The sequence below is a fragment of the Deinococcus aerophilus genome, from assembly GCF_014647075.1.
In the GTDB taxonomy this organism is placed as follows: domain Bacteria; phylum Deinococcota; class Deinococci; order Deinococcales; family Deinococcaceae; genus Deinococcus; species Deinococcus aerophilus.
In genome coordinates, this window is the sequence record NZ_BMOM01000008.1 from 38,679 (window position 1) to 52,509 (window position 13,831).

General features: G+C 67.1%; 10 protein-coding genes. 4 read left to right on the plus strand and 6 right to left on the minus strand.

The genetic code is table 11. The features are described 5' to 3' along the window. Window positions 1–28 precede the first annotated feature (28 nt). The 4 genes from upp (at window position 29) to IEY21_RS07045 (ending at window position 3,942) form a co-directional block, all read left to right on the plus strand. The gene (gene upp, locus IEY21_RS07030; RefSeq protein WP_188902801.1) at window positions 29–652 is read left to right on the plus strand and encodes a uracil phosphoribosyltransferase; all 624 of its coding nucleotides are present in this window, start codon (window positions 29–31) and stop codon (window positions 650–652) included. Between the two features lie 61 nt (window positions 653–713). After that, complete coding sequence (locus tag IEY21_RS07035) at window positions 714–1,850, plus strand: MraY family glycosyltransferase (protein ID WP_188902803.1); 1,137 nt, start codon at window positions 714–716, stop codon at window positions 1,848–1,850. A gap of 3 nt (window positions 1,851–1,853) precedes the next feature. Then, the gene (wecB, locus tag IEY21_RS07040) at window positions 1,854–2,999 is read left to right on the plus strand and encodes a non-hydrolyzing UDP-N-acetylglucosamine 2-epimerase (protein WP_188902805.1); all 1,146 of its coding nucleotides are present in this window, start codon (window positions 1,854–1,856) and stop codon (window positions 2,997–2,999) included. After that, window positions 2,992–3,942, plus strand: a complete 951-nt coding sequence (locus IEY21_RS07045) for a diacylglycerol/lipid kinase family protein (RefSeq protein WP_229752946.1) — start codon at window positions 2,992–2,994, stop codon at window positions 3,940–3,942. The genes wecB and IEY21_RS07045 overlap by 8 nt, the downstream gene beginning before the upstream one ends. A 137-nt stretch (window positions 3,943–4,079) precedes the next feature. On the opposite strand, the gene IEY21_RS07050 is transcribed toward IEY21_RS07045, so the two are convergent. The 6 genes from IEY21_RS07050 to ileS all read right to left on the minus strand — a co-directional run bounded on the left by IEY21_RS07050 (window position 4,080) and on the right by ileS (window position 13,461). Beyond that, window positions 4,080–5,663: a gamma-glutamyltransferase family protein gene (locus IEY21_RS07050; protein WP_229752947.1), complete on the minus strand. Its 1,584-nt coding sequence runs from the start codon at window positions 5,661–5,663 to the stop codon at window positions 4,080–4,082. A 10-nt stretch (window positions 5,664–5,673) separates the two neighbouring features. Then, window positions 5,674–7,017, minus strand: a complete 1,344-nt coding sequence (gene asnS, locus IEY21_RS07055; protein ID WP_188902807.1) for an asparagine--tRNA ligase — start codon at window positions 7,015–7,017, stop codon at window positions 5,674–5,676. 132 nt (window positions 7,018–7,149) lie between these two features. Beyond that, entirely contained in the window at window positions 7,150–7,887 is a 738-nt protein-coding gene (tpiA, locus tag IEY21_RS07060; protein ID WP_229752948.1) for a triose-phosphate isomerase, read from the minus strand. Next, a complete protein-coding gene (locus IEY21_RS07065) occupies window positions 7,884–9,050 on the minus strand; it encodes a phosphoglycerate kinase (RefSeq protein WP_188902809.1) in 1,167 nt (388 codons plus the stop codon). The genes tpiA and IEY21_RS07065 overlap by 4 nt, the downstream gene beginning before the upstream one ends. An 80-nt stretch (window positions 9,051–9,130) precedes the next feature. Beyond that, complete coding sequence (gap, locus tag IEY21_RS07070) at window positions 9,131–10,126, minus strand: type I glyceraldehyde-3-phosphate dehydrogenase (RefSeq protein WP_188902945.1); 996 nt, start codon at window positions 10,124–10,126, stop codon at window positions 9,131–9,133. Window positions 10,127–10,284: 158 nt separating this feature from the next. Next, window positions 10,285–13,461: an isoleucine--tRNA ligase gene (ileS, locus tag IEY21_RS07075; protein WP_188902811.1), complete on the minus strand. Its 3,177-nt coding sequence runs from the start codon at window positions 13,459–13,461 to the stop codon at window positions 10,285–10,287. Between the last annotated feature and the right edge of the window lie 370 nt (window positions 13,462–13,831).

Genomic DNA, 13,831 nt, shown 5'->3' on the forward strand with positions numbered 1-13,831 from the left:
CCGGAGCCGGGACGGTATGGTGGGCGCCATGGTTACTGTGGTTACCCACCCATTGGTTCAGCACAAACTGTCTGTGATGCGCGACGTGCGCACCGGCGTCAAGGAATTCCGCGAGCTGGCGGCCGAGGTCAGCGTGCTGCTTGCCTACGAGGCCATGCGCGATCTGGAACTGGCCCCGCAGACGCTCGACACACCCATCCAGAGCGGCGAGTTCCCCATGCTCAGCGGCAAGAAGCTCGCGCTCGTCGCGATTCTGCGCGCCGGGCTGGTCATGACCGACGCCATCGTGGGGCTGGTCCCGGCGGCCAAGGTGGGGCATCTGGGCATGTACCGTGACCCCAACACCCTCAAGCCGGTCGATTACTACAACAAGCTGCCTGCCGACATCGCCGAGCGCCGGGTGTTCCTGACCGACCCGATGCTGGCGACCGGCGGCAGTGCGAGCGCCGCCATCCAGAGCCTCAAGGACGCCGGGGCGCAGTCCATCAAGCTGATGTGCATTCTCGCGGCCCCGGAGGGCATCGCCGTGATCGAGCGCGACCACCCGGAGGTGGAGATCGTCACGGCCGCCATCGACCCACGCCTGGACAGCCACGGGTACATCGTTCCAGGCCTGGGCGACGCAGGCGACCGCATCTACGGCACCAAGTGAAGCCGCTGCGACTTTCGGACGAAAATCTGCACGCCCTCAGCCTTTAGAATCACGTCAGTTTATGGAGTCTTTATCAACGCTCGCGGCGCAACTGGGCATCGCCAACTTGTTTGGCCGGGGCTTTGTCAGTGTCATCATCACCTTCCTGACCGCCTGGCTGTTTACCTGGCTGTTCATTCCCCGGCTGCGTGAATTCGCCGTGCAGGTGGGCTGGGCCGATCAGCCCAACGAGCGGCGGCTGAACAAGGAGCCGCTGCCCAATGCCGGGGGGCTGGCTATCTTTGCGGGCTTTCTGATCAGCGTGGTCGTGGCCTGGACGCTGCGGCCCATCGTCGTGGAAATCGTCAACATTCAGGTGCTCACCATTCTGCTGGGTGCGTCGCTGCTCGTGCTGGTAGGCTTTATCGACGATCAGTTCGGCCTCTCGCCGCTCTCAAGGTTGCTGGTGCAGGTGCTGGCCGCCGCGCTGCTCATCGTCAATGGCCTGAAGATCGACTTCAATGCCATTCCCTTTTTGCCCATCATCCCCGACATCATCAACGGGCCGCTGAGCATCTTTCTCACCGTGCTGTGGATCGTGGGTCTGACCAACGCGGTCAACCTGATGGACGGCGTGGACGGCGTGGTGGGGGGGGTGGGCTTTGTGGTGAGCACAGTGCTGCTGGCAACCGCCGCGCAGTTCACCGACCGCGCCGCCGCCGTGGTGCTGCTCGCGGGCCTCTCGGGGGCGGCGCTGGGGTACCTGCGGCACAACTTCAACCCCAGCCGCATCATCATGGGCGACGCCGGAGCTTATCTGTTCGGCTACACGCTGGCGGCCGTCAGCCTGCTGGGCACCCTCAAGTTCAGCGCCGGGGCCAGCCTGCTTGTGCCGCTGGTCGTGCTGGCGCTGCCGGTGCTGGACACCACCCAGGTCGTCATCGGGCGGCTGGCCCGCGGTATCCGCAATCCGCTGGGTCACCCCGACAAGACCCACATTCACCACCGGGTGCTGGCCCGCACCTCCAGCGCGCGCCGGACTGCCGTGATCCTGTGGGGAGTGGCGCTGATCTGCGGCATGGCGGGCATGGCCTTTCAGGGCGTGCGCTGGCCGGTGATCGTCGCCACGGGCCTGCTGATCGTGCTGTGCCTGTGGTTCGTGGCCTACCGCCGCATGCGCGCCCAGGACCGCGAGGTCCGGCCCCAGGAGAACCCCTAATTCATGACCCCTGTCAACAAACGCATTGTCCTGGCCTTTGGTACCCGCCCGGAGGCGACCAAGATGGCCCCGGTCTACGCCGCCCTGGCCGCGCAGCCCGGCCTTACCCCGCTGATTCTTTCCACCGGGCAGCAGCGCGAGATGCTTGACGGCGCGCTGAACGTCTTCGGCCTGACGCCCGACCGCGACCTGAACGTGATGACCGACCGCCAGACCTTGGCCGACCTCACGGGGCGCATCGTGCCGCAGGCTGGGCGCGTGCTGCGCGAGATGCAAGCGGATCTGGTGCTTGTTCACGGCGACACCTCCACCTCGTTCTGCGTGGCGCTGTCGGCCTTCTATGAAGGCATTCCGGTGGGGCACGTCGAGGCGGGGCTGCGCAGCGGAGACCTGGGCGAACCGTTTCCCGAGGAGGCCAACCGCCGCCTGACCGGGGTACTCTCCGTCCTGGATTTCGCGCCGACCGCCGAGAGCCGCGCGAACCTGCGGCGCGAGGGCAAGCCGGAGGGGGGCCTGTTCGTGACCGGCCAGACCGCCGTGGACGCCGTGCGCGAGGTTGCTGGGCGCGTGCCGCTGCGACCCGAGTGGCGCGCGCGGGTGGAGCGCGGCCAGCCGCTGGTGACCGTTACCATGCACCGCCGCGAGAACCAGCCCATGATGCGCGAGATGGCCGGGGCGCTCGCGCGGGTGGCGGGCGCGCATCCGGAGCACCACTTCATCTATCCGGTGCACCTCTCGCCCGCCGTGCAGGAAGCGGTGCGCCCCGTGCTGGAGGGCGTGCCCAATTTTGAGCTGACCACGCCGCTGGACTACTCCGAGATGGCTCCGCTGATGGCTGCCTCGGTTCTGCTCGCCACCGACAGCGGAGGACTGCAGGAAGAGGGTGCGGCCTTGGGCGTACCGGTGGCCGTGCTGCGCAACGTCACCGAGCGGCCCGAGGGGCTGGCCGCCGGCGTCCTCAAGCTGGCAGGCAACGATCCCGTGCAGCTGGAAGGCGTCCTGAACGGTCTGCTGGACGACCCCGCCACCCTGGCGGCCATGGCTCAGGCCCCCAACCCCTACGGTGACGGCCACGCGGCGCGGCGCATCGCGCAGGCGGTGGCGTGGCACTTTGGCCTAGCCGAACGGCCCGAGCACTGGGGTGACTGAGCTGCCTGCGGGCCTTCCCATTTCTGCTGTTCCTGCGCTGGCCGTCGTCCTCAATCCGCGGGCGGGCGGGGGGTTGGCCCTGCGGGCGTGGCCGCGCCTGGAAGCCGAACTCGTGCGGCGCGGGTGGTCCTTTCAGGTTATCCGTGAGGACAGCGGCGCCGCGGCCCTGGCCCGGGTGCAGGCGCTGCCCTCCGGCATGGCGGTGGTGGCGGTGGGCGGCGACGGCACCGTGGGGGCGCTGCTGCCCGCGCTGCTGTCTCGCCCGGACACGCCGGGCCGTCCGCTGGCCATCGTGCCGCTGGGCACCGGCAACGATTTTGCCGGAATGCTGCGGCTGCGCCCCGGTGACTTCAGGGGTGCGCTGGACCGGCTGTCGTACCAGCCGCGCGAGGTGGACGCGCTGAAGGTCACGGTGCTGGAAGGGGAGGGGCAGGGCCGCACCACCGTGTTGCTCAACGGCCTGGGGCTGGGCTTCGACGCCGCCGTGACCGCCAACATGACCCGCGCCCCCGCCCGCGTGCAGGGCTTTGCGCGCTATGCCTGGGCAGCGGTCGCCACCATCCGCGAGCTGAAGGTCTCCGGCGTGCAGATCACGCTGGACGGCCAGGAGTTCTACCGTGGCCCCAGCCCCATCGTTGCCGTGATGAACGGTACCCGATATGGCGGCGGCTTTCGCATCAGCCCGCAGTCCGATCCGCGGGATGGTCGGCTGAACGTGGTCGCAGGCGGCCCCATGACCCGCCTGCACCTGATGGAGCTGATGCTGCGCGTACTGTGCGGTGCCCATCTGGGCCGCCCCCAGGTCCACCATGCCCAGGGCCAGGAGGTCACGCTGCGCTGGGACCGGCCCACACCGCTTCATCTGGACGGCGATCTGCACGGACAGGTGAGCGCCCTGCGCGTCCACGTATTGCCGGGAGCGATTCTACTGCTCAACGCCTGAAAATTTAGAATATATACAAAAAAACAAAAGAACAAGCGAAGAAAGAAAAATCAAGAAGCCATGAGGAAACCGTGGCGGCATCCTGTTCTGAAGATGCCGCCACGGTCTATGTCTATGTTGAAAAAAGCCCAGCAGATCTAATAGGCCGCCACCTGCCCGTCGGTCCGCGACTCGCTGCCGCCGGTCAGCACCCCACGCTCGTCGCGCCAGATCGCCTGACCACGCCCGAAAGCATTGTGGTTGAGGTTGACCCGCACGTCGTGGCCCAGATCCTGCAGGGCGCGTGCCAGCGGCCCGCCCAGTTCATGTTCGACCTCAATCACCTTGCCGCCGGTCCACTGCCAGCGCGGAGCGTCTAGGGCCTGCTGCGGATTCATGCCGTAGCGCACGGTGTTCAGCACGACCTGCAGGTGGCCCTGCGGCTGCATAAAGCCGCCCATCACGCCGAAGGGACCGACCGGTGTGCCGTCGGCGCGGGTGAGGAACCCGGGAATGATGGTGTGGTACGGGCGTTTGCGCGGAGCAATGGCGTTGGGATGGCCCTCTTCCAGATTGAAGTTGTGGCCCCGGTTCTGCAGGGCGATGCCCGTGCCCGGCACCACTACGCCGCTGCCAAAACCCATGTAGTTGCTCTGAATCAGGCTGACCATCTGCCCGTCGGCGTCGGCAGCGGCCAGATAGACCGTGCCGTGGCCGTTCGGGTCGCCCGCCTGGGGATCCAGGGCGCGTTCCCCGATCAGACCACGCCGGGCGGTGAAATAGGATTCGCTGAGCAGGGCAGAGACCGGCACTTCACTATGCTGGGGGTCGGCCACGTAGCGGTGGGCGTCCACAAAGCCCAGCTTCATGGCCTCGATCTGCAGGTGCAGGCCCTGCACGTCGTCCCGGTGGTCAGGCAGCGACAGGCCGTCCACAATACCCAGCGCGATCAGGGCAGCGATGCCCTGGCCGTTGGGCGGAATCTCCCACAGCCGGTGGTCCTGATACCCGGCGCTGATGGGGGTGACCCACTCGCTGCGGTGTTCGGCGAGGTCATCCAGGCGCAGCAGGCCGCCGGTTTCCCGCGCAAAGGTGTCGATCTGCCGGGCCAGTCCGCCGTCATAGAAGTCGGCGGCGTGGCTGTCGGCAATGTGCTCCAGGGTGCGGGCATGCCCCTCCGAGGCCCACAGCTCACCGATCTGTGCCCCGAAGCCGGCCGGCGCAAAGGTGTCCAGCCACGCCGCATACTCGGGGCCCTGGCGGGAGCGGTGGGCCGTGATGCCACGCTGCCAGTTGGCCGCCAGCACCGGCGACAGCGGATAGCCGTGCCGGGCGTAGTGGATGGCTGGGGCGAGCACCTGCCCAAACGGCAGACGCCCGAAGCGTTCGTGCAGGTCGGCCCAGCCGCGCGGAGCCCCCGGCACCGTGACCGGCTTCCACCCGAAGGCCGGCAGCGCGCCGTCCACCAGGGCGTCCCGCCCCAGCAGCGCGGGAGAGCGGCCCGAGGCGTTCAGGCCATGCAGTTCGCCGTCTGCCCACACCAGCGCAAACAGGTCCCCGCCGATGCCATTGCTCGTCGGTTCCAGCACCGTGAGGGCGGCGGCGGTGGCAATGGCCGCGTCGACCGCATTGCCGCCCTCGCGCAGAACGAACACGCCGGCCTGCGCAGCAAGTGGCTGGCTGGTGGCAACCATGCCGCGGCGGGCGATGATCGGGTAACGGTAGGAAGAATAGGTGGTCATGGGTGCGTCCTCAGGGGCGCATGCGCGTCAGCATGCGGGGAAAGGGGATGGCCTCACGGATGTGGTCCAGGCCGCAGATCCAGGCGATCACGCGCTCCAGGCCCATGCCATAGCCGGCATGCGGCGTGCTGCCAAAGCGGCGCAGATCCAGGTACCAGTCGAAGGCCTCCAGCGGCAGCCCCTGCTCTTCAATGCGCGACTTGAGCAGGGCGTAATCATGGATGCGCTCGCTGCCGCCAATGATCTCGCCGTAGCCCTCGGGCGCGATCACGTCGTCGCACAGGGCCAGGCGGGGGTCTTCGGGGTCGGGCTGCATGTAGAACGCCTTGATGGCCGCCGGGTACTTCTCTACCATCACCGGGCGGTCGAAGTGATGTCCCAGAATGGTTTCGTGGGGAGCCCCCAGGTCGTCGCCCCACTCGACCGGCTGAACGTCCTGTTGCACGTTCTCCGGCAGGTCTCCGGATTCGATGTGGCTGCGGATGATCTCCAGCGCCTGGGTATAGGTCACGCGCGGGTAGTTGCCCTCGGCGGCCCCCGCGAGCTTCGCCGTGTCGCGGCCCAGCAGCTCAAGTTCCTGCACGCATTCCTCCAGCACCCGGCGCACGGTAAAGCTGAGCATGCGCTCCTGCAGATCCAGGTTCTGGGTGTGGTTGCTCGGGACCACCTCCGGCTCGATCATCCAGAATTCCAGCAGGTGGCGGCGGGTCTTGCTCTTCTCGGCCCGGAAGGTGGGCCCTGAGGTGTAGACCTTGCCGAACGCGAAGGCCCCGGCCTCGGCGTGCAGCTGTCCGGTCTGCGACAGGTAGGCCTTGTCCTCGCCGAACAGATCGATCTCGAACAGCTCGGTGGTGCCCTCGGCGGCGTTGGGGGTGAAGAAAGGAGCGTCAAACCGGACAAAGCCCTCGCCGTGGAAGAAGTCCGTGATGGCCCGCTGCACGCTGTCGCGCACCCGCATCACGGCCCACGGACGGCGGTGGCGCAGCCACAGATGCCGGTGGTCCATCAGAAACTCGATGCCGTGTTCCTTGGGGGTGATGGGGTACTCGCCGCCCTGCTCAGACACGGGGGAGAGGCCGCGCACGCTGAGCTCCACTCCACCCGGCGCCCGCTCATCGGCCCGCACCTCGCCGGTGATGGTCAGCGCCTCTTCCTGGGTCAGGCGTTTGGCCGCCTCGAAGACGGCCTCCTCCACGTCGCCCTTGAACACGGTGGCCTGCACAAAGCCGCTGCCGTCGCGCAGCTTGAGAAACTGGATCTTGCCCTTGCCGCTCTTGTCGGTGAGCCACGCGTGCAGCGTGACCGTCTGTCCAACGTGATGTTTGAGGTCCTGAATGCTGGAAATGAAAGCCATGGCCCGGATTATGACAGGCTCCAGCGCTGTCCCGGGCCCGTGCAGGTGTGCGGAAACCGTGCCGTGAACGGGGACAGGCGCGGGCACCACCACCATTGCCCGCGCCTGTCCCCCGGTTCCGGGGCCACCCGCCTACTGCAGCGCGTCCACCATGCCCAGGACGTCCGGCACCTTCAGGCTGGCGCCGCCCACCAGCGCGCCGTTCACGTTGGGCTGCGCGCAGATGGAGGCGATGTTGTCGGGCTTGACGCTCCCGCCGTACAGGATACGGATGTGTTGCGCCTCGCTGCCGTAGCGCTCCCTGAGCGCCGTCCGGATGGCGGCGGCGAGTTCCTCCGCATCATCGGCGGTGGCCGTCTTCCCGGTGCCGATGGCCCACACCGGCTCGTAGGCCACGACCACCTCGGGTCCCACGCCGTCCAGGCTGCCCGACAGCTGCGCGAGCGTGTGGGGCACCTGCTCGCCCTTCTCGCGCACGTCCAGGCCCTCGCCCACGCACACGATGGGCATCAGGCCGTTGGCCTGGGCCTGCCGGGCCTTGGCCGCCACGTCCGCGTCGGTCTCCCCGTGGTACTCGCGCCGCTCGCTGTGGCCGACCACCACATAACGCGCGCCGACATCCACCAGCATGGCCGCGCTGATCTCGCCGGTATACGCGCCGGCCTCATGCGCCGAGACGTCCTGAGCGCCCACGGTCACGCCGGGCGGCAGGTGCGCGGCCAGTGCCGGCAGCGCAACCGCCGGAGCCATCACCGCCAGTTCCGGCTTGTCGGCGGCGAGTTTCTCGGAGAGTTCTTCCGCCCACGCCCGCGCCTCGGCAGGAGTCTTGTTCATCTTCCAGTTCAGGGCCAGCAGGTTCTGCACGCTCATGCCATCGCCTCCACACCGGGCAGTTGCTGCCCCTCAAGCAGTTCCAGGCTCGCGCCGCCACCCGTCGAGATGTGCGACACCCGGTCGGCCTGTCCACTCTTGTTGATGGCGCTGACCGAATCGCCGCCGCCGATCACGGTGTATGCGCCTTGCAGGCCAGCTACCGCCGCCGCGACCGCGTTGGTGCCGCCCGCAAATTTCTCGAACTCGAACACGCCCAGTGGGCCGTTCCAGAACACGGTCTGCGCGCCCTGAAGGGCCTGGGTATACGCCTGCACGGTGTCGGGGCCGGCGTCCAGGCCCTGCCAGCCGTCCGGAATCCCGTCGCTGGGCACCACCTGGGTATTCGCGTCCGCGCTGAAGGCGTCGGCGGCGATCACGTCGCTGGGCAGCATGATCTTGTCGCCGTATTCGTTCAGCAGCCGTCCGGCGAGTTCCTGCTGATCGTCCTCATGGATGCTGTCGCCGATCTGACCTCCCCGCGCCTTGATGAAGGTGTAGGCCATACCGCCGCCGATGAGCAGCCGGTCCACCCGGGGCAGCAGGTTCTCGATCACCTTGATCTTGTCGCTCACCTTGGCCCCGCCGATGATGACCACATAGGGCCGCGCCGGATCGTGCAGCAGCCGCGAGAGCGCGTCCACCTCGGTCTGCAGCAGCTGGCCCGCCGCGTGCGGCAGCTCGCCGGCCACCCCGCTCACCGAGGAATGTGCGCGGTGAGCGCTGCCAAAGGCGTCGAGCACGAAGGCGTCGCCCAGCCGCGCCAGCTTCCGGTTCAGCGCCGGGTCGTTCTTTTCCTCGCCCGCCTCGAAGCGCACGTTCTCCAGCAGGGCGACCTCACCCGGCTGCAGGGCCTGGACCCGCTGCAGCGTCTCATCGCTGGACGGCAGGCTGCCGATGAACTGCACGCTCTTTCCGAGCACGCGCGACAGCACCTCCGCCACCGGCTTCAGGCTGTATTTGTCCTCCGGTCCACTTTTGGGCCGTCCAAAGTGGCTCATCAGCACCACGGCGGCCCCACCGTCGAGCAGCTTCTGAATGGTCGGCAGGCTGGCGGTCACCCGCGTGTCGTCCTGCACGGCGCCGTCCCTGACCGGTACGTTGTAATCCACGCGCACGAGCACGCGCTTGCCCTTCACGTCGAGTTGATCGAGGGTTTGCATCTTCACTCCTTATGATCCACAAAGCATCCAAAAAGAAGATGGCAGAAGGCCCAGACCTTCTACCATCTGCCGATCAACGTTTAAACGCCTTTTTCCTGCACCAGTTCGACGAGGTCGGCAATGCGGTTGCTGTAGCCCCACTCGTTGTCGTACCACGAGAAGAACTTGACCAGGCTGCCCATCGCCATGGTCAGGCCGCCGTCGATGATCGCGCTGTGCGGATCGCCCACGATGTCCTGCAGCACGATGGGATCCTCGGTGTACGCCAGGATGCCCTTGTGGCTGCCCTCTGCGGCGCTCCTGAACACCGTGTTGACCTCGTCCACGGTCACGTCGCGGCCCAGGACCACGGTCACGTCACTGATGGAGCCGACCGGCGTGGGCACGCGCAGCGAGGTGCCGTCGAATTTGCCCTTGAGCTTGGGGTACACCTGTGAGACGGCCTTGGCCGCGCCGGTGGAGGTGGGAATGATGTTCACGGCGGCGGCGCGTGCGCGGCGCAGGTCGCTGTGCGGCAGGTCCAGCACGCGCTGGTCGTTGGTGTAGCTGTGGACGGTGGTCATGATGGCCTTCTCGATGCCGAAGGCCTCGTCCAGCAGCTTCATGGGCACGCCCAGGCTATTGGTGGTGCAGCTCGCGTTGCTGATGATGTGGTGGTTCTTGGGATCGTAGTCCTGCTCGTTGACGCCCAGCACGATGGAAAAGTCCTCGTTCTTGGCCGGCGCGGTGATCAGCACCTTCTTCGCGCCGCCCGTGAGGTGCTTGCTCGCGCCCTCGCGGTCGGTGAAGATGCCGGTTGACTCGATCACGATGTCCGCGCCGAGTTCGCTCCACTTGATGGCGGCAGGGTCCCGCTCGGCCAGCGCCTGAATCTTCTGGCCGTTGACCGTCAGGCTGTTCTCGTCGTACTCCACCGTGCCGTCAAAGCGTCCGGCGGTGGAGTCGTACTTGAGCAGCGTGGCCAGCGTCTTGTTGTCCGTCAGGTCGTTGATGGCCACGACGTCCACGCCGCGCTGCACCAGAATCCGAAACACCAGGCGGCCAATGCGGCCGAATCCGTTGATGCCCACCTTCATCTTGCTTCCCGTCATGCTGCCTCCAGTCTTGAGGGCCGCCCACTGCTGCGGGCGGCTCACCTCGCATGTCCCAGTCTAACCGCTTGGTTCCGCCGGACCTTCGTGTCCTGTACACACCAAAGGAACGGTGAACCGGGTTCATTTTTTGCGGGCGCCGTTCAGGATGGCTGGCCGCTGGGTTCCAGCCGCTCCAGATAGGCGGTGCCGCCCTCCACCGGGGCGCTGAAGCCGGCCGCTTCTCCGAACACCAGCGTCTCGGCAAGCGTCTCGGACATCAGGTACTCCTGCCACGCCTCGGCGGCGTCGCGGGCGTCGCCTTCAAGCTGCAGGTGCAGGGTGATGCGGTCCTGAACCTCGTAGCCCGCCTTCTTGCGTCCGTCCTGAATGCCGCGCACCAGATCGCGGGCCAGGCCCTCCAGCGTCAGCTCCCGCGTCAGCGTGGTGTCAAAGGCGACCAGATAGCCGGCCTCCTCCTGCGCGGCGTAGCCCTCGGGCGACTGCGCGTCCACGAGCACCTCATCCGGCCCCAGCTCAAAGCGCTCGCCGGTGGGGGCAATCACCTCGAACTGCTTGCCGTCGCGCACGCTGCGGGCCACCTCGGAGGCGTCCGCCGCACTCAGGGCCGCACGCACCTGCGGCACGGCCTTGCCGAACTTCTTGCCCAGCACGGGCAGGTTGGGGCGCAGGGTGTAGCGCACCAGCTCGGCGTACTGGTCGAGCAGCTCTACCTCCTTGACGTTGAGTTCCTCGCTGATCTGCCCAGCGAAGCGGCCCAGTGCCGCCGTCATCTCCGGCGTCCGGGCGCGCAGCATCACGCGCGGCAGCGGCTGGCGCTGGCGCATGCCGCTCTGGGCCCGCACCGCCCGCCCCAGGCTGACCACCCGCAGCACGGCGTCCATCTCGCCCACCAGCGACGGCGCCGAGAGCGATTCGTCCACGACGGGCCAGCTCGACAGGTGCACGCTTTCGGGGGCGCGGTCGTCCACGCTGCGCACCAGATTCTGGTACAGCGTCTCGGCCAGGAACGGCGTGAAGGGCGCCGTGAGCTGCGTTGCCGTGACCAGCGCATAGTGCAGGGTCGCGTAGGCGCTGAGGTCCACCTGACCGTCCCCACTCCAGAAGCGCCGGCGGTTGCGCCGCACGTACCAGTTGCTCAGGTCCTCGGTCACGAAGTCCTGCAGCGCCCGGCTCGAACCGGTGGGATCGTAGTCCTCCAGCCGCTCGGTCACGGTGGCAATCAGCGCCTGCACCTTGGCGACCAGCCAGCGGTCCACCTCGGGGCGCTCGGCGACCGGCGGCGCGGCCCGCAGGTCCGGCTGGTCCAGATTGGCGTACAGCACGAAGAAGCTGTAGGTGTTCCACAGCGTCAGGAAGTAGCTGCGGAAGGCCTCGCCCACCAGATTCATGCCGAAGCGCCGCGACAGCTCCGGCGGAGCCGACACGTACATGTACCACCGCGCGGCGTCTGCCCCGAACTGCGCGAACACCTCCCACGGATCGACGATGTTGCCCTTGCTCTTGGACATCTTGTAGCCCTTCTCGTCCAGGATGTGCCCCGAGCAGATCACCGACTTGTACGCCACGCTGTCGAAGACCATGGTGCCGATCTGGTGCAGGCTGTTGAACCACCCGCGGGTCTGGTCAATGGCCTCGGCGATGAAGTCGGCGGGGAAGCCGCCGTGTTCAAACTTCTCCCTGTTCTCAAACGGGTAGTGGTGCTGCGCGAAGGGCATCGAGCCGCTGTCGTACCACACGTCCATCACGTACGGCACGCGCCGGAACTCCTTGCCGTTCACGGTAAAGGTAATGTCATCCACGAAGGGGCGGTGGGGATCGAACTCTGGCCCGGTCAGTTCGGGCCGCCCGCTGAGTTCGGCGAGCTCCGCGTAGGAGCCGATCACCCGGTACTCGCCGTCGTCGGCCTCCCACACCGGCAGCGGCGTGCCCCAGTAGCGGTTGCGCGAGAGGTTCCAGTCGATCAGGTTCTCCAGCCAGCCGCCGTAGCGCCCGTTCCGGATGTGCGGCGGGTGCCAGTCGATGGTCTGGTTGAGTTCAATCAGCCGGTCCTTGAGGCTGGTGTTGTTCAGGTACCAGCTCTCGGTGGCGTAGTACATCAGCGGCGTACCGCATCTCCAGCAGTGCGGATAGCTGTGCATGAAGTTCTTATCGCGCCACATCACGCCGCGCGCCTTGAGGTCGCGGATGATGTCCTGATTGGCGTCCCGGAAGAACACGCCCTTCCACGGCCCGAAGCGGTGTTTGCCGCCCTCGTCCACCCCCACGATGACCGGGAAGCCGTAGTTCCTGGCCAGGCGCATGTCGTCCTCGCCGAAGGCCGGAGCCGTGTGGACGATGCCGGTGCCGTCGCTGTCGGAGACGTAGGTGTCCAGGCCGCTCATCCACACCGGCGCGCCCTCGCCCTCGGCGGCATAGGCCTCGGTATAGGGAGGTGCGTAGCCCACGCGGTCGAGTTCCGTGCCCCGGAACGCCTTCACGACCTCGGCCTCCTCACCCAGGACCTCGGCCAGCAGCGAGCGGGCGAGAATCAGCACCTTGCCGTTCTTGTCCTTCGCGGCCACGTACTCGAAGTCCGGATGAATGGCCACCCCCACGTTGTAGGGCAGCGTCCACGGCGTGGTCGTCCACACCAGAAAGGCCGCGCCCGGCTCCAGCCCCAGGCGTTCGGGCTCGTTCAGGTCGAAGGTCACATAGATGCTGGGATCCTGAATGTCCTTGTACCCCTCGCTGACCTCGGCATTGGACAGCGTGGTGCCGTCTTTCGGGCAGTACGGCGCGACCCGGAAGCCCTTGTACAGCAGCCCCTTCTTTTCCAGCTGCGCCACACTCCACCACACCGACTCGATGTAGTCCTTGTGCAGCGTCATGTAGGCGTCGTCCAGGTCCACCCAGTAGCCCATGCGCTCGGTAAAGCGGCGCCACTCGGCCTCGTACACGAACACGCTCTGACGGCACTCGGCGTTGAACTTGTCGATGCCGTAGGCCTCCACCTCGCGTTTGGAATTCAGACCCAGCCGCCGCTCCACGCCGATCTCCACCGGCAGTCCGTGGGTGTCCCAGCCCGCCTTGCGCGGAACGTGGTAGCCCTGCATGGTCTTGAAGCGCGGAAACAGGTCCTTGAAGCTGCGCGCCTGCACGTGGTGGATGCCCGGCTGTCCGTTGGCGGTGGGCGGTCCCTCATAGAACGTGAAAACCGGGCGGTCCGCCGTGGCCTCCAGGCTGCGCTCGAAGATGCGTTTCTCGTTCCACCACTGCAGGGTGGTTTCTTCCAGCGCGGGGAACTTGGGATTGGGGTCGACGGGTTGAAAGGGGGGCATGGAACACCTCGGGGGGAGTGGCGGGGGAAAGGGCGGACCACAAAAGAAGACGGCACGCCTCAGCTTCAGTGCTGGGACGCGCCGCCCAAAGGACGTGTGCGTGGTACCACCCAACTTCGCCGCCAACCTGCGCCGGCCTCGTTGCAGCCCTCTGTCGGGGGGCGTCCGGACGGGTCTAGTCGGCCCTGGGGGGCCTTTCTTCCGTCGGCGCGGGAGGTGATTTTCGGCCCAGCGGCACACCGGTCGGGCTCTCACCGTCCCCGACTCGCTCGTGGCAGCCGTGCTGGTCCTACTGTCCTCTCGTTCGCCTGCGTGTGCTGGTCTCACCCCGTCTTCAGGGGTGTCCTTCACTGTATGGCGGCGGGCCGCG